The following is a 14,513-nucleotide window of genomic DNA, read 5'->3' as shown; positions in this document are numbered from 1 at the left end:
ATGACCTGCCCTATTTGAAGGACGCCGGCCCGCGCGTCAACGGCCGCGTCACTCGCCGCGCAGGATCGGGTCGAGCTCGCCGCGCTGCTCGAGCGCGTCGAGGTCGGAGAACCCGCCCAGCGACCGCTCCCCGGCGAAGATCTGCGGGACGGTGAGCTGGCCGGTCTTCTCGGCGAGCCAGGTGCGCAGCTCGTCCCGGCCCTCGACCGAGATCTCCTCGAACGCGACGCCCTTCTTCTCGAGGAGGCGCTTGGCGCGCACGCAGTAGGGGCAGTTCTGCTTGGTGTAGACGGTGATCTTGGGAGCGTTCATGTCTTCCTCGAAGATAACGCGGCGCCCGGCCCCCGCACAGCAGGACCGGGCGCCGCCCCCGCGGCTGCCGGCGCGGTCCGTGCTCCGCGCCGGCCTCCGATGGAGGAACCCTGCGATCAGCCCCGCACCATCCGCGAGCGCGGGCCGTACCCGTCGGCGCCGCCGGGCACGCGCGCCAGCGCGCGGAGGCGGCGGATGCGCTCCTCGGCGGGCGGGTGCGTCGAGAACATCCGGGCCAGGCCGCCCAGCACCGCGCCGGCGCCGAACGGGTTGACGATGAACAGGCTGGCGGTGGCGGGCGCGCCGGCCGCGGACGGCAGCACCTCCGCCCCGCGCTGGAGCTTCTCGAGCGCGCTCGCCAGCGCGAGCGGGTCGCCGCTGATCCGCGCGCCGGTCTCGTCGGCGAGGTACTCGCGGGAGCGCGAGATGCCGAGCTGCACCAGCGTGCCGGCGATGGGCGCGACCAGCATCATGAGCAGCCCGCCGCCGCCGCCCTCCTCGTCGTCGCGGCCGCCGCCCAGCAGGCTCGAGAACATCAGCATGTTGGCGAGGTTCGAGATGGCCGCGGCCATGCCGGCCGCCACGCTCGCCACCAGGATGTCGCGGTTCGCGACGTGCGCGAGCTCGTGCGCGATCACCCCGCGCAGCTCGCGCTCGTCGAGCAGGTCCACGATCCCGCGCGTCACCGCCACCACCGCGTGCTGCGGGTTGCGCCCGGTCGCGAACGCGTTCGCGTGCGGCTCGTCGACGAGGAACAGCCGCGGCGGGGGGATCCCGGCCCGGCCCGACAGCTCGCGGACGATCTCGTGCAGCCGCGGCGCCTCCCCGGGCGCCAGCTCGCGGGCGCCGTGCATGCGCAGCACGATCTTGTCCGAGAAGAAGTAGGCGCCGAGGTTCATCAGCACCGCGATCGCCGTGAACAGCCAGAACGGGCCCGGGCCGAGGCTGGCGCCGAACGCGACCAGCAGGGCCGAGAGCGTGCCGAGGAGCAGGATGGTCTTCAGCTGGTTCTTCACGGTGTGGCCTCCGCCGCGCGACGGTGCGCGCGCAGGGAGAACCTAGTCGCCGGCCGAACGCAGACAAATAGAAAATGATGCCGCGAGTCTGCGAGAAAACCAGGGTACGGGCCGCAGGGGAGCCCGCCGGCGCCCGCGTCAGGCCTGCGGCGCGCCGAAGATGGCGTCCCGCGCCGCCTCGGCCAGGGTGACCACCGCCGGGTGGCGCAGGCGGCGCTCCACCGTGATGGCGTGGTAGGCCTCGCGCACGTCCTCGGCCCGCCCGATCACGCCCACCTCGAGCTGCGAGCGGATGTCCTCCTCGAGCACGCGCGGCGCGGCGAACACGCCCAGCCCGCGCGCCCCGAACGCCTGCATGAGCGCGCTGTCGTCGAACTCGCCGGCGACCACCGGGCGCACGCCGGTGCGCTCGAGCCAGGCGTCGAGCCCGCGGCGGAGCGCGGTGCCCTCGGAGGGCAGGAGCATGGGCGCGGCCTGCAGCGATCGCGGGAAGCCCTTCCTGAGGTGCGCGAGCGGCCGCGCGGCCAGGAACGAGGTCCCGCAGTCGCCCAGCCGGTGGCTGAACGCCTTCACCTTCACGTCCTCCGGCGCGGGGACGTCGGCGATGACGACGTCCAGCTCGTGCAGCGCCAGCGCCGCGAGCAGCTGCGGCAGCGGGCCCTCGCGGCAGACGAGCGTGAGGTCCGGGTGGGCGTCCACCGCGGGCTGCAGGAGCAGCGCGGCCATGCGCTTCGGGATCACGTCGGCCACGCCGACCACCAGGCGCAGGCGCTGGCCGGTGGGGAGCCCCTTCACCGCCCGCTGCAGCTCGCGCCCGGTGCGGAAGATGTCGTCGGCGTAGCGGAGCACGGTCCGCCCCACGTCGGTGAGGACGAGCCGCCGCCCCTGCCGCTCGAGGAGCTTCACTCCCAGGTTCGCCTCCAGCGTCTTGAGCTGGTTGGAGATGGTGGGCTGCGCGAGCCGCAGCTCCTCGCTGGCGCGGGCGATGCTGCCCGCGCGGGCCACCGTCCAGAAGTAGAAGAGGTGATGGTAGTTGAGCCATTCCATGGAGAAAATCTAACCCGGATCCAGAATTTCCCGGCGCGAACCCGCCGGAAGGTCTAGAAAGGCCGCCTCATGCACCCTCCTGCCCTCGCGCTCGAGACCGTCGGGAACCCCTGGCTCTGGCTCGGCTTCCTGGTCCTCGTGCTCGTCCTGCTCGCGCTCGACCTGGGCGTCTTCCACCGGCGGGACGAGGTGATCCGCGCGCGCGAGGCGCTGGGCTGGACCGCGGTGTGGGCGTCGCTGGCGGCGGTGTTCGCCGGGTTCGTGTGGTGGCGCTTCGGGGCGAGCAAGGCGATCGAGTTCGTCACCGGCTACCTCATCGAGCAGTCGCTCTCGGTGGACAACCTGTTCGTCTTCGTGCTCGTGTTCGCGACCTTCGCGATCCCGCCGAAGCTGCAGCACCGCGTGCTGTTCTGGGGCATCACCACCGCGTTCTTCCTGCGCCTGGTGATGATCGTGGGCGGCACCGCGCTGCTCTCGCGCTTCCACTGGCTCATCTACGTGTTCGGCGCGTTCCTGGTGGTGACCGGGATCCGCATCTTCTTCCACGAGGAGCAGGAGCACCACCCGGAGAAGAGCGTCGCGTTCCGGGTGCTGCGCCGGCTGGTCCCGTCCACCAGCCGCATGGAGGGGCACCACTTCTTCCTGGTGGAGAACGGCCGCCGGGTGGCGACGCCGCTGTTCCTGGCGCTGTGCATGATCGAGGTGTCCGACGTCGTGTTCGCGCTCGACTCGGTGCCGGCGATCTTCGGCATCACGCTCGACCCGTTCATCGTCTTCACCTCGAACATCTTCGCCATCATGGGCCTGCGCTCGCTCTACTTCGCGGTGGCGCAGCTCCTGCGGAGGTTCGAGTACCTGAAGGCCGGCCTCGCCCTGGTGCTCGTGTTCATCGGCCTGAAGATGGTCGTCTCGAGCTGGGTGCACGTGAACGCGTTCGTGTCGCTCGGCGTGGTGGTGGCGCTGCTCGGCGGCGCCATGGGCTACTCGCTCTGGCGCACGCGCCGCGAGGAGGCCGGGTCGCCGGGGGCGTAGCGGGTGAGGTGACGCGCCCGCCCGCGCCGCTCACGCCCAGTCGCGCGGCGCGCGCAGCACGTCGAGGAGCGCCGCCTCGCGGCTGCCCGGCGCGGGGCGGTGGTCGTACACCCAGCGCACCCGCGGCGGCAGCGACATCAGGATCGACTCGGTGCGGCCGGAGGTCTCCAGCCCGAACACCGTGCCGCGGTCCCAGACCAGGTTGAACTCCACGTAGCGCCCGCGCCGGATCTCCTGCCAGCGCCGCTCCTCCTCGCCGAACGGCGCGGCGCGGCGGCGCTCCAGGATGGGCAGGTACGCCCGCAGGAACGCCCGCCCCATCTCGCCCGCGAACGCGAGCTCGCGCTCCAGGTCGTCGCCGGCGTCCTCGTAGAAGATCCCGCCCACGCCGCGGTGCTCGCCGCGGTGGCGCAGGTAGAAGTACGCGTCGGCGGCGCGCTTGTGGCGCGCGTAGCTGCCGGGCGCGTGGCGCTCGCAGGCGTCGCGCAGCGCGGCGTGGAAGTGCCGGCAGTCCTCCTCGAACAGGTAGTACGGGGTGAGGTCGGCGCCGCCGCCGAACCAGGCGCCGCCGCCGCGGCTCAGCAGCCGCACGTTCATGTGCGCGGTCGGGAGCATCGGGCTGGCGGGGTGGACCACCACCGACAGCCCGACCGCGGTGAACGCGCCGCCCTCGCCCTGCACCTTGCGCGCGAGCGCGTCGGGCAGCTCGCCGTGCACCTCCGACACGTTCACGCCGGCCTTCTCGAGCAGCGCGCCGTCCTGGAGCACGCGGCTCTCGCCGCCGCCGCCGCCGGGGCGCTCCCAGCGGTCCGCGGCGAAGCGGGCGGCGCCGTCGGCGCGCTCCAGCGCCGCGGAGATCTCCTCCTGCAGCGCACGGACGGTCTGGGCCATGCCCGCGCGCAGGCGGGCGAGCAGCTCGGGGGACGCGGGCGTGGGCACGGCGGAACCCTTGCCGCGGGCGCGCCGGCGCCGCACCTCCCGCGCGGGGCCGCGGCCGCGCCGCCTCAGGCGCCGCCGGCCGCGGTCGCGCGGCGCGAGGAGTACATGGTGCCGGGCACGAGCGCGGTGAGGAACATGGCGAGCGCCACCGCCACGTCGTTCCACCGCGCCGACGGCGAGGGCTGCGGGACGAGCAGCGCCGCCGCGAGCAGCCAGGCGGAGAGGGCGACGCCGGCCAGGCGCACGCGGGGCCGCCACATGGCCCACAGCGCGGCGGCGCACGCGAGCAGCCCCACCGCGCAGGCGTTCGCGAAGGAGGCGGGCGCCCGCTTCCACAGGAACGCCGAGAAGAACAGCCACAGGCCGAGCATGAGCGTGAGCGTCCGGGCCGCCATGGCGCACCTCCCTCGGGAAGGTGCGGCCGCTCGCGGTCCCTGGCACGCGCGGCGGCGGGCGGGCGGGCGCCCCGCCGCCGTCAGCTGAACACGACGGTCTTGTTCCCGTTCACGATGACGCGGTCCTCGCAGTGCCAGCGCACCGCGCGCGCCAGCACCCGGCGCTCGAGATCGCGCCCCAGCCGCTTCAGGTCCTCGACCGCGTCGCGGTGCGAGACCCGGCCCACGTCCTGGTCGATGATGGGCCCGGCGTCGAGCTCCGCGGTGACGTAGTGCGCGGTGGCGCCCACGATCTTCACCCCGCGGTCGTAGGCCTGCCGGTACGGGTCGGCGCCCACGAACGCCGGGAGGAAGGAGTGGTGGATGTTGATGATGCGGCTCGGCCAGCGCGCCACCAGCTCCGGCGAGACGATCTGCATGTAGCGCGCGAGCACCACCAGGTCGGCCTTGCCCTCGAGCAGCTCCAGCATGCGGGCCTCGGCCTGCGCGCGGGTGTCGCGGGTGTTGGGCACGTGGACGAACGGGACGCCGAACGACTCCACCGCCTCGCGCAGGTCGGGGTGGTTGGAGATCACGGTGGAGACGTCCGCGTGCAGGTCGCCGCGGTCCCAGTTCCAGAGCAGCTCCAGGAGCGCGTGGTCGTGCTTCGAGACCAGGATCGCGACCTTCTTGCGCTGCGAGGAGAGCGTGAGCCGCCAGTCCATGGCGAACGGCCGGGCGACGTCGAGCGCGAACGCGTGCTGCAGGTCCTCCACCGGCAGGTCCAGCCGGTCGGTCTGGAACTCGAGGCGGGTGAAGTAGGCGCCGCCGTTGTCCACCGACGTGTGCTGGTCGAAGTCGAGGATGTTGGCGCCGTGGCGGTAGAGGAAGCTGGAGATCGCCGCCACGATGCCGGGGCGGTCGGGGCACTGGACGAGGAGGATGGCGCGGGGCTGGGTCACGGGACCCGTGAGGGTAGACGGAGGCGTGCCCGGGATCAAATCCCCTGCGCGCGGCGGCGCACCCGCGCCGGGGGACCGGCGGCCGGGCCGGCGGCGGGGGCGCCGGGCGGCGGGGCGCGGCAGGACCGCGCAGGGTGCGTCAATTTGCGCGCAATTTCCGCCCGGCCAGGATTGCATCGGGGCGACGAGAAATTGAACAATCGTTGACGGACCGCAAGGCGCGCACCCTCGCCGCGGCGGTACGGGTGGGCGGCCGAGCACGCCGTGAGCGCATCGCCAGGAACCTCGCCCGGGACCTCCCCGGCCCCCGAGCCGCCCCCGCCGGCGGAGCCCGCGGCGCGCACCCAGGACAACGGCCGCACGCCGGAGGAGGACCGGGCGCTGCAGCGCCTCGCCCGCGCCATCGCGCCCGCGTCGCTCGGCGCGCTCGGCCTGGAGATCCCCTGGCAGCAGCGGCTCTCCACCAAGCTGTTCGCGATGATCGGGGCGGTGGCGCTCGCCACGGTGGGCCTGTTCTTCCTGGCGGAGATCGCGGTGCAGCGGCACCTGCTCGGCCAGGTGGTGCAGGAGTCGGATCTCCTCAGCCAGACGGTCCGCAACGCGCTCCACCGCGCCATGCTGCAGGACCGCCGCGGCGACGCCTACCTCATCATGCAGGACGTGGCGCGGCAGGCCGGGATCGAGCGCGTCCGCATGATGGACGCGAACGGGCGCGTCACCTTCTCCACCGTGCCGGAGGAGGTGGGCCGGATGGTGGACCGCGACGCGGAGGCCTGCTCCGGTTGCCACGCGGCCGGCCAGCCGCTGCGCAAGCTGGAGCTGGAGGAGCGGAGCCGCGTGTTCCGCTCCGGCGACCACCGCGTGCTGGGGATCATGACCCCGGTCTACAACGAGGCGTCCTGCTCGACCGGCGCCTGCCACGCGCACCCGGGCTCGCAGGAGGTGCTGGGCGTCATCGACCTGGACGTCTCGCTCGCGCGCCTCGACGCGCAGACCCACACGTTCCGGTGGCGCACCCTGGCCGCCGCCGCGCTCGCCTCGGGCCTGCTCGGCCTGTTCGCCTGGCTGTTCACCCGCCACCACCTGATGCGGCCCATCGCGGCGCTGGTGCAGGCCACCCGCCGCGTCGCGCGCGAGCAGCTGGAGCTCGAGGTCCCGGTCACCTGGAGCGGCGAGCTGGGGCTGCTGGCCGCCTCCTTCAACGACATGACGCGCTCGCTGCGCTCGGCGCGCCGCGACCTCGACGCGCTCATGTCGAGCCTCGAGCAGCAGGTGCTGGAGCGGACCGCCGCGCTCCGCGCCGCGCAGGACCAGCTGGTCCGCTCGGAGAAGCTCTCCTCGCTGGGCAAGCTGTCCGCGTCGATCGCGCACGAGATCAACAACCCGCTGGCCGGGATCCTCACCTTCGCGAAGCTCATCGTCCGCACGCTGGACCAGGGGGTGCCCGACGACGCCACGCGCAAGACGCTGGTGAAGCACCTGCTCCTGGTCCAGCGCGAGACCGAGCGCTGCAGCGCCATCGTGCGCAACCTGCTCGACTTCGCGCGCGAGCGGCCGCTCACGCTCAAGGACGTGGACCTGGACGCGGTGGTCGAGGAGGGCATCCAGCTCCTCTCCAACCAGATCAACATCCAGAACGTGACGCTCGAGAAGCGGCTCGCGCCGCTGCCGCCGGTGGACGGCGACTTCGGGCAGCTCCGCCAGGCGTGCGTGAACGTGATCATGAACGCCTGCGAGGCCATGGCGCGGGGCGGGAAGCTCACGGTGGAGTCGGCGCTGGTGGAGGGCGGCCGCTGGGTCGAGGTCGCGTTCACCGACACCGGCCCGGGCATCGCGCCCGACCACCTGTCCAAGATCTTCGACCCCTTCTTCACCACCAAGGAGCGCGGCACCGGGCTCGGCCTCTCGGTGGTGTACGGCATCGTCGAGCGCCACCACGGCAAGATCGAGATCCACAGCGAGGTCGGGAAGGGGACGCGGGTCGCCATCCGGCTGCCGCCCCGGAAGGCGGCGGAGTGATGCGCGGCGGGCGGACGGCGGCGGGTTCCGGGGGGGCGCGGCGGCGGCGCCCCCAGGGCATCGAATGAATGGACCCGATCTTCATCTGGTGGATCGGCGAGGCTGCGCCCGACCGGGCGCTGCTGGACCACGCCGCGCTGCACCTGGGCCGCGCGTTCGGGCGGCCGGTGCGCGAGTGGACCTCGCCGGAGCGCCCGCGCCACGCCTACGACCCGAAGCGCAAGCAGCACCTCTCCGGCGCGATCCTGAAGTGGCTGCTGGAGGCCGGGCCGGGCGCGGGGAAGGTGCTCGGGGTGACCGACCGCGACCTGTTCATCCCCATCCTCACCTACGTGTTCGGCGAGGGGCAGCTCGGGGGCGGCGCGGCGGTGGTCTCCATCGCGCGCCTGCTGGAGGACGTGGAGCTGATCGGGCCGCAGCTGCTGCTGGAGCGGCTCGCCAAGGAGGCGGTGCACGAGGTCGGGCACGCGTTCGGCCTGCTGCACTGCGCGACGCCGGTGTGCGTGATGGCGCGCTCGTCCGGCGTCCGCAACGTGGACGAGAAGAAGCCGGAGCTCTGCTCCGAGTGTCGACGCAGGCTCGAGGAGCTGCAGGCCGGAGGTCCCAGGTGATGTCCAACGAGAGAACGCGCATCCTGGTGGTGGACGACGAGGAGATCGTCCGCGAGTCGCTGGGCGGCTGGCTCGAGAAGGACGGCTACTCCGTCCACGTGGCGGTGGACGGGTTCGCCGCGATCGAGAAGCTCAAGGCGGAGCGCTGGTCGATCCTCATCGTCGACCTGAAGATGCCCGGGATGGACGGCCTGCAGGTGCTGGAGGAGGCCAAGAAGCTCCAGCCCGAGCTGGCGGTCGTGATCATGACCGCCTACGCCACCGTGGACACCGCGGTCGCGGCCATGAAGCTGGGCGCCTACGACTACCTCGTGAAGCCGTTCGATCCCGAGGAGCTGTCGCTGATGATGCAGAAGATCGTCTCCCAGCAGACGCTGGTGCGGGAGAACGCGGTCCTGCGCCAGGCGCTCAAGCGGGAGTACCGGTTCCGCGACCTGCTCTCCAAGAGCCCGGCCATGCAGGCGGTGTTCGAGCTGGCGCGCACGGCGGCCCGCTCCAACTCCACCATCCTGGTGCTGGGCGAGTCCGGCAGCGGCAAGGAGGTCCTGGCCCGCGCCATCCACCAGGAGAGCCCGCGGGCGGAGGGGCCGTTCGTGGCGGTCTCCTGCGCGGCGCTCACCGAGAGCCTGCTCGAGTCCGAGCTGTTCGGGCACGAGAAGGGCGCGTTCACCGGCGCGATCGCCCGCCGCAAGGGCAAGTTCGAGGCCGCCCACGGGGGCACGCTGTTCCTCGACGAGGTGGGCGACATCGGGTCGAAGCTCCAGCTCGACCTGCTGCGGGTGCTGGAGGAGCGGCGCTTCCACCGGATCGGCGGCAACGAGAACATCGACGTGGACGTCCGGATCATCGCCGCCACCAACCGCGACCTGAAGCGCGCGGTGGGGGAGGGGAAGTTCCGCGAGGACCTGTTCTACCGGCTCAACGTCATCCCCATCCTCATCCCCCCGCTGCGGGACCGCCGGGAGGACATCCCGCTCCTGGTGGAGAGCTTCGTGGAGCGGCTCTCGGTCGAGATGAAGAAGCGGCTCGACGGCGTCTCCTCCGAGGCGATGAGCGCGCTCATGGCGCACGACTGGCCCGGCAACGTGCGCGAGCTGCGGAACATCCTGGAGCGGGGCGCGGTGGTCTGCACCGGCCCGGTGATCCAGCTCCCCGACCTCGGCCTCCCCGGCAAGCCGGAGGCCGCGCCGCGGCCCGGCACGCTCGCCTCGCTGGAGGAGGTGGAGCGGCGGCACGTCTCTGCGGTCCTGGCGCACACCGGCGGCAACGTGAGCCAGTCGGCGCGCATCCTCGGCATCGACCGGGTCACCCTCTACAACAAGATGCGGAAGTGGGGGCTGCGCCGGGACGGCGAGGACGAGCCGCCCCGCGACGGCGACGGCGGCGCGCGCTGAGCGCGCGCCGGCCCCGCGCCCCCCGCGCGCGCCGCGCGCTCCGAGGGCCCCGGCGGACCGCGTGCGCCCCGGCGCACGTGCGGCCCGGCGCCGCGTTCACGCCTCGTGACGTGACGGGTCGTGAATGGGCCGCGCGCTCCTGCCGCGCCCGGACGCCCGTCGCGCGCCGCCTGCGACCGGCTGCCACGTCGAGTTCCTCCGCACCGTCGAGCTTCTCTCCACCGGCGCCGCCGCGGCCGCAACCCCGCGTGATCACGGGCGGTCGCACCCCGCTCCGGTGAAGGGGCGCTGAGGAACTCGACAGCCGCGGGACCCGCGCCGCGCGCGGGCGCACGCCGCACCGCGAGCGTAACCCACCGTGAACACGCCGCTCTTCGCTCGCGCGCGCCGCCGCGCCCCGGCTGGCGCGCCCCTTGCCATAGGGATCCGCGGGAGGACGGCGACAGATGACCTGCCCGTACTTGAAAGAGGTCTCGATGGTGTTCTGCCGGGCCTACCCGGTGAAGAAGCTCGTGCCGATCGACCGGGTCACCACGGCGAGCACCTGCGAAGGCGAGGCGTTCAAGACCTGCCCGCTCTTCCGCGAGGCGCTCGAGCGAGCCGAACGATCGGCCGACGCGGACTCCCATCCCTCACCCGCAGGGCCGAAAGGAGCGACGCCATGATGTTCGCATTCGTCGTGATGGTGGTCGGAGTTGCGGTGCTCGGGACCATGAACCTCGTCGCGGCGCACGGCTGACCGCACCCGCCCGGAGACAACCATGAAGATCGGACGCAGAGGGTTCTTCAAGATCGCGGCAGTGACGGTGGGGGCCGCCGGCGCGTCGGCGGCCACCGCCGCCGCAGCGGCGCACGGGGCGGCGGTGGACGGGCCAGGCGTGCTCGTCGACACGACCCTCTGCGTCGGCTGCCGCGCGTGCGAGGCGGCGTGCGCCGAGGCCAACCACCTCGCGCCGCCCCCCGAGGACGCCAACGTCTTCGACCAGAAGCGCGACATGCACGAGCAGGCCTTCACGGTGGTGAACCGCACCGAGAAGGCGCCCGGCATCGAGCGCTTCGCGAAGAAGCAGTGCATGCACTGCCTGGCGCCGGGCTGCGCCTCGGCGTGCCCGGTCAAGGCGATGACCAAGTCGCCCGAGGGGCCGGTGGTCTACAACCCGAACCGCTGCATGGGCTGCCGGTACTGCATGATCGCCTGCCCGTTCGACGTGCCGAAGTACGAGTACGGCTCGAACGCGCCGCGCGTGCGCAAGTGCACCTTCTGCGCCGAGCGGCAGGCGAAGGGCCTCAAGCCGGCGTGCACCGAGGTGTGCCCCTCGGGCGCGCTGACCTTCGGGAAGCGCAGCGAGCTCCTCGAGGTCGCCAAGACCCGCATCTACACGAACCCCGACCGCTACGTGCACCACGTGTACGGCGAGCGGGAGGCCGGCGGGACGAGCTGGCTGTACATCACCGACGTCGACCTGGAGCAGCTCGCGTTCCGGACCGACGTGCCCGAGCGGCCCATCCCGGACCTCGCCTCCGGCGCGCTCTCGGTGCCGCCGTTCGTGATGACGCTCTGGCCGCCGCTGCTGATGGGCATCTACGCATTCTCCAACCGGCGCGAGAAGCTCGAGCAGGCCGAGTCGGAGCAGGGGAAGGAGGAGCACCATGGCTAACGCCACCGCGGTCGCCCAGCACTCGTTCGTCCGGGAGAAGATCCTGCTGGGCATGAGCTGGAAGGAGTACCTCCGCTCCCTGCTCACGCCGACGAACGCCGTCGCGACGTTCATCCTCATCATCGGCGTCCCGCTGCTCGTCTACCGCTTCGCGGCGGGCCTGGGCGCCACCACCAACCTGTCGCAGTCCGCTCCCTGGGGCCTCTGGATCGGCTTCGACATGATGACCGGCATCGTGCTCGCCGCCGGCGGGTTCACCATCGGCTCGGCGGTGCAGCTGTTCGGGCTGAAGGACTACCACGGCATCGAGCGCCCCGCGATCCTCACCGCCTTCCTCGGCTACGTGATGGCGGTCATCGGCCTGCTCGCCGACCTGGGCCGACCCTGGAACATCGTCATGGCGCTCTTCAACTTCGGGACCGCCTCGGTGCTGTTCGAGGTCGCGTGGTGCGTCATGTGCTACACGACCGTCCTCCTGCTCGAGTTCACCGTGCCGTTCTTCGAGTGGCTCGGCTGGCGGCGCATCCACGCGGTGCTGAAGAAGGCGCTCATCGCGCTCACGGTGCTCTCGGTCATCTTCTCGACCATGCACCAGTCGGCGCTCGGGTCGCTCTTCCTGCTCGCGCCCACCAAGCTCCACCCGCTCTGGTACACGCCCTACATCTTCGTCTTCTTCTTCGTCAGCGCGATCATCGCCGGCCTCAACATGGTGATCTTCGAGAGCGCGCTCTCGCACCGGATCTTCCAGACCCGGGTCGACCACCACGTGGACGTGGACAAGCTGACCATCGGCCTCGGGAAGGCGGCCGCGGTGGTGATGTTCGCCTACTTCTTCCTGAAGCTGCAGAGCGTCGTCGACGGGCACGCCTGGGGCTACCTGGCCACCGGCTACGGCGCCTGGTGGCTGGTCGAGGTGGTCGGCTTCGTGCTGCTGCCCTCGCTCGTGTTCGCCTACGGCGCGCGCAACGGCAAGGTGAAGCTCATCCGGGCGGCCTCGGTGGTCGGCGTCCTCGGCGTGGTGCTGAACCGCCTCAACATCTCGGTCATCGCCTTCAACTGGAACCGGGTGGACCGGTACGTGCCGAGCTGGATGGAGATCTGGGTGTCCATCACCCTCGTCACCATCGGCGTGCTGGCCTACCGCTGGATCGTCAACCGCATGCCCATCCTGCGTGGGGACCCGGCGTTCCCCGCGGAGCACTGAAAGGAGGAAGCCATGGCCTACGACCTGCTCTCCGTTTACCCGGCCAAGCTCCTCGAGTACGGACTCGGGATCGCCTACCTGCTGATGTTCATCCCGTTCTGGCGCTACGTCCAGGGCGGCAAGCCGGCGGCGGCCGAGGTCCGCGCCCCCGCCCGCGTCCCCGCCGCGGCGCCCGCGCCGCGCCCGGTGGCGGTCCGGCCCGCGGTGGCCGGCTGGTTCCAGGTGCCCGCCGGCGTCCACCTGCACCCCGGCCACACCTGGGCGCGGCTGGAGTCCGACGGCCTGGTGGCGGTGGGCGTGGACGACTTCGCCCACAAGCTCGTCGGGCCGGCCCGGGTCGAGCTGCCCAGCGTCGGCGCCAAGGTGGCGCAGGGCGAGCCGGCGCTCGAGATCGGCGACGGCGAGAAGAGCGTCCCGATGCTCTCGCCCATCGACGGGACGGTGGTGGCGGTGAACGCGGCGGCGCGCGAGCGGCCCGACGGCGTCGAGGACCCGTACGGCGCCGGGTGGCTGTTCAAGGTGAAGGCGCCCCGCCTCGCCGCGAACCTCCGCCAGCTCTTCGCCGACAGCGCCGCGAACCGGTTCCTGGAGGACGCGTCCGAGCGCCTCGCCATGCGGATGAGCCCCGAGCTCGGCCGCGTGCTGCAGGACGGCGGCGTGCCCATCCACGGCATCGGCCGCGCGCTGGCCGGCGACGACTGGGACGAGATGGCCCGCACCTTCTTCCTGACCTGAGAACGGAGACCACAGCCATGACGCTCAAGCTCTCGTGGTGCGGTGCGCTGGCCGGGCTGCTGCTGGGTGGCAGCGCGCTGGCGGGCGACCTTCCCAACCTGCCCCCGGAGCTCCCGCTCCCGCAGGGCGGCGACAGCCCGGGCCAGGTGACGTTCCGGCACGACAGCCACGTGGACTCGGCCAGGCCGGACTGCGTGTCCTGCCACCCGCGCCGGTTCGGGATCCTGGGCCGCTCGGTCAAGGAGAAGAAGCAGGCGGTGACGCACGCCGCGATGGAGAAGGGCGAGTCGTGCGGAGCGTGCCACGGCAAGCAGGCGTTCGGGTTCGACGACTGCACCATGTGCCACGCGCAGTGAGGGGGGCGCGTCGGCGGTCCCCGGCCCACTCGCTCCGGGGCCGGGGGCCGCAGGCGCGGATGAGGGCGCCCGGTGACGGGCGCGGGCTCGCAGTCGGGAGGAAGCCATGCAGAGCGTTCTCGAGATCCTCCAGTCGATCGGCGTCTTCACCCTCGGCATCCTGGCCCGGTTCGGCCTCTTCCTGGCGATGGTGGCGGTCATCGTGGTCCCGGCGCTGGTCATCGCGCTGGTGGTCCGCGGGCGCGCCGAGCGGCGCGAGCGCGCGCTCGGGATCCGCGACGTGGACGGCGTGCCGTTCCGCCCGGACCTGTTCTACGCGCCCGGCCACCTCTGGCTGCACCGCCGCCCGGGCGGGCGCGCGGTGGAGCTCGGGCTCGACGGCATCGCGCAGCGCCTGATGCCGGCGGTCACCGCGGTGGACCTGGCGCGGCCGGGCACGCGCGTGGCCCGCGGCGAGACCATCGCCACGCTGCACGGCGGCGGGCGCGCGCTGGAGATCCCCGCGCCGGTGGACGGCACGGTGGTGGGCGTGAACGTCTCGGTGGTGCGCGACCCCGCGCTGGTGAAGCGCGAGGGCTACGGGCGCGGGTGGCTGGTCGCGTTCACACCGGCGGACGAGGCCTACGCGTCGATGCCGCGCGCCGGCGCCGCGGAGTCGTGGATGCGGCGCGAGGCGCAGCGCTGGAACCAGTTCGTCGAGCACCAGCTCGGCTTCGCCGCGGCCGACGGGGGGACGCTGGTCGCCCCGGCCCCGTGGCTCGTCGGCGAGGAGGGGTGGGCCGCGCTGACGAAGGCGTTCCTGCGGCCGTGAGGGCCGCGGTCGCGGCGGTGCGGCGAACGGCCGCGCCCGCACG

Annotated in this window: 16 protein-coding genes; 10 read left to right on the top strand and 6 right to left on the bottom strand. The window is 72.6% G+C overall.

The window, feature by feature from the left end; all coding sequences use genetic code 11:
* Positions 1-48: 48 nt before the first annotated feature.
* The 3 genes from grxC to nhaR form a co-directional block, all read right to left on the bottom strand.
* Positions 49-312, bottom strand: coding sequence for a glutaredoxin 3 (gene grxC, locus PSR1_RS14560; protein ID WP_059438238.1), 264 nt, complete (start codon positions 310-312; stop codon positions 49-51).
* A gap of 116 nt (positions 313-428) precedes the next feature.
* Positions 429-1,328 (bottom strand): zinc metalloprotease HtpX, encoded by a 900-nt coding sequence (locus PSR1_RS14555; RefSeq protein ID WP_059438237.1) that lies wholly within the window; start codon positions 1,326-1,328, stop codon positions 429-431.
* A gap of 138 nt (positions 1,329-1,466) precedes the next feature.
* Positions 1,467-2,375: a transcriptional activator NhaR gene (gene nhaR, locus PSR1_RS14550; protein ID WP_059438236.1), complete on the bottom strand. Its 909-nt coding sequence runs from the start codon at positions 2,373-2,375 to the stop codon at positions 1,467-1,469.
* 69 nt (positions 2,376-2,444) lie between these two features.
* Between nhaR and PSR1_RS14545 the strand changes: the two genes are divergently transcribed.
* Positions 2,445-3,407, top strand: coding sequence for a TerC family protein (locus PSR1_RS14545; RefSeq protein WP_059438235.1), 963 nt, complete (start codon positions 2,445-2,447; stop codon positions 3,405-3,407).
* A gap of 30 nt (positions 3,408-3,437) precedes the next feature.
* Here PSR1_RS14545 and hemF read toward each other — a convergent pair whose 3' ends face one another.
* From hemF to purU, 3 genes are all read right to left on the bottom strand, one after another.
* Positions 3,438-4,298: an oxygen-dependent coproporphyrinogen oxidase gene (gene hemF, locus PSR1_RS14540; RefSeq protein WP_059438239.1), complete on the bottom strand. Its 861-nt coding sequence runs from the start codon at positions 4,296-4,298 to the stop codon at positions 3,438-3,440.
* A gap of 113 nt (positions 4,299-4,411) precedes the next feature.
* Positions 4,412-4,741 (bottom strand): hypothetical protein, encoded by a 330-nt coding sequence (locus PSR1_RS14535; RefSeq protein WP_059438234.1) that lies wholly within the window; start codon positions 4,739-4,741, stop codon positions 4,412-4,414.
* A gap of 80 nt (positions 4,742-4,821) precedes the next feature.
* The gene (gene purU / locus PSR1_RS14530) at positions 4,822-5,682 is read right to left on the bottom strand and encodes a formyltetrahydrofolate deformylase (protein WP_059438233.1); all 861 of its coding nucleotides are present in this window, start codon (positions 5,680-5,682) and stop codon (positions 4,822-4,824) included.
* Positions 5,683-5,946: 264 nt separating this feature from the next.
* On the opposite strand from purU, the gene PSR1_RS14525 reads away from it, so the two are divergent.
* The 9 genes from PSR1_RS14525 to PSR1_RS14485 all read left to right on the top strand — a co-directional run bounded on the left by PSR1_RS14525 (position 5,947) and on the right by PSR1_RS14485 (position 14,470).
* Entirely contained in the window at positions 5,947-7,701 is a 1,755-nt protein-coding gene (locus PSR1_RS14525) for an ATP-binding protein (RefSeq protein WP_059438232.1), read from the top strand.
* A 68-nt stretch (positions 7,702-7,769) separates the two neighbouring features.
* Positions 7,770-8,312 (top strand): archaemetzincin family Zn-dependent metalloprotease, encoded by a 543-nt coding sequence (locus PSR1_RS14520; RefSeq protein WP_059438231.1) that lies wholly within the window; start codon positions 7,770-7,772, stop codon positions 8,310-8,312.
* Positions 8,312-9,706 (top strand): sigma-54 dependent transcriptional regulator, encoded by a 1,395-nt coding sequence (locus tag PSR1_RS14515; RefSeq protein WP_059438230.1) that lies wholly within the window; start codon positions 8,312-8,314, stop codon positions 9,704-9,706. The genes PSR1_RS14520 and PSR1_RS14515 overlap by 1 nt, the downstream gene beginning before the upstream one ends.
* Positions 9,707-10,152: 446 nt before the next feature.
* Entirely contained in the window at positions 10,153-10,371 is a 219-nt protein-coding gene (locus PSR1_RS14510; RefSeq protein WP_011421060.1) for a hypothetical protein, read from the top strand.
* A 96-nt stretch (positions 10,372-10,467) separates the two neighbouring features.
* Complete coding sequence (locus PSR1_RS14505; RefSeq protein ID WP_059438229.1) at positions 10,468-11,364, top strand: 4Fe-4S dicluster domain-containing protein; 897 nt, start codon at positions 10,468-10,470, stop codon at positions 11,362-11,364.
* Complete coding sequence (nrfD, locus tag PSR1_RS14500; protein WP_059438228.1) at positions 11,357-12,568, top strand: NrfD/PsrC family molybdoenzyme membrane anchor subunit; 1,212 nt, start codon at positions 11,357-11,359, stop codon at positions 12,566-12,568. Before PSR1_RS14505 ends, nrfD begins: the two co-directional genes overlap by 8 nt.
* A gap of 12 nt (positions 12,569-12,580) precedes the next feature.
* Positions 12,581-13,303, top strand: coding sequence for a glycine cleavage system protein H (locus PSR1_RS14495; protein WP_059438227.1), 723 nt, complete (start codon positions 12,581-12,583; stop codon positions 13,301-13,303).
* Positions 13,304-13,320: 17 nt separating this feature from the next.
* Positions 13,321-13,659, top strand: coding sequence for a c(7)-type cytochrome triheme domain-containing protein (locus PSR1_RS14490; RefSeq protein ID WP_059438226.1), 339 nt, complete (start codon positions 13,321-13,323; stop codon positions 13,657-13,659).
* 106 nt (positions 13,660-13,765) lie between these two features.
* Complete coding sequence (locus PSR1_RS14485; RefSeq protein ID WP_059438225.1) at positions 13,766-14,470, top strand: glycine cleavage system protein H; 705 nt, start codon at positions 13,766-13,768, stop codon at positions 14,468-14,470.
* The last annotated feature ends 43 nt before the right edge of the window (positions 14,471-14,513 follow it).

The sequence above is a fragment of the Anaeromyxobacter sp. PSR-1 genome, from assembly GCF_000964525.1.
In the GTDB taxonomy this organism is placed as follows: Bacteria; Myxococcota; Myxococcia; order Myxococcales; family Anaeromyxobacteraceae; genus Anaeromyxobacter.
Note: the sequence above shows the minus strand (reverse complement) of the source record. Positions and strands in the feature narration are given on the sequence as shown.

Excerpts from the sequence above, each read along its gene's own strand:
- grxC (WP_059438238.1), bottom strand. The coding sequence starts at position 312 with ATGAACGCTCCCAAGATCACCGTCTACACCAAGCAGAACTGCCCCTAC.
- nhaR (WP_059438236.1), bottom strand. The coding sequence starts at position 2,375 with ATGGAATGGCTCAACTACCATCACCTCTTCTACTTCTGGACGGTGGCC.
- PSR1_RS14545 (WP_059438235.1), top strand. The coding sequence starts at position 2,445 with ATGCACCCTCCTGCCCTCGCGCTCGAGACCGTCGGGAACCCCTGGCTC.
- hemF (WP_059438239.1), bottom strand. The coding sequence starts at position 4,298 with ATGGCCCAGACCGTCCGTGCGCTGCAGGAGGAGATCTCCGCGGCGCTG.
- PSR1_RS14535 (WP_059438234.1), bottom strand. The coding sequence starts at position 4,741 with ATGGCGGCCCGGACGCTCACGCTCATGCTCGGCCTGTGGCTGTTCTTC.
- PSR1_RS14520 (WP_059438231.1), top strand. The coding sequence starts at position 7,770 with ATGGACCCGATCTTCATCTGGTGGATCGGCGAGGCTGCGCCCGACCGG.
- PSR1_RS14515 (WP_059438230.1), top strand. The coding sequence starts at position 8,312 with ATGTCCAACGAGAGAACGCGCATCCTGGTGGTGGACGACGAGGAGATC.
- PSR1_RS14510 (WP_011421060.1), top strand. The coding sequence starts at position 10,153 with ATGACCTGCCCGTACTTGAAAGAGGTCTCGATGGTGTTCTGCCGGGCC.
- PSR1_RS14505 (WP_059438229.1), top strand. The coding sequence starts at position 10,468 with ATGAAGATCGGACGCAGAGGGTTCTTCAAGATCGCGGCAGTGACGGTG.
- nrfD (WP_059438228.1), top strand. The coding sequence starts at position 11,357 with ATGGCTAACGCCACCGCGGTCGCCCAGCACTCGTTCGTCCGGGAGAAG.
- PSR1_RS14495 (WP_059438227.1), top strand. The coding sequence starts at position 12,581 with ATGGCCTACGACCTGCTCTCCGTTTACCCGGCCAAGCTCCTCGAGTAC.
- PSR1_RS14490 (WP_059438226.1), top strand. The coding sequence starts at position 13,321 with ATGACGCTCAAGCTCTCGTGGTGCGGTGCGCTGGCCGGGCTGCTGCTG.
- PSR1_RS14485 (WP_059438225.1), top strand. The coding sequence starts at position 13,766 with ATGCAGAGCGTTCTCGAGATCCTCCAGTCGATCGGCGTCTTCACCCTC.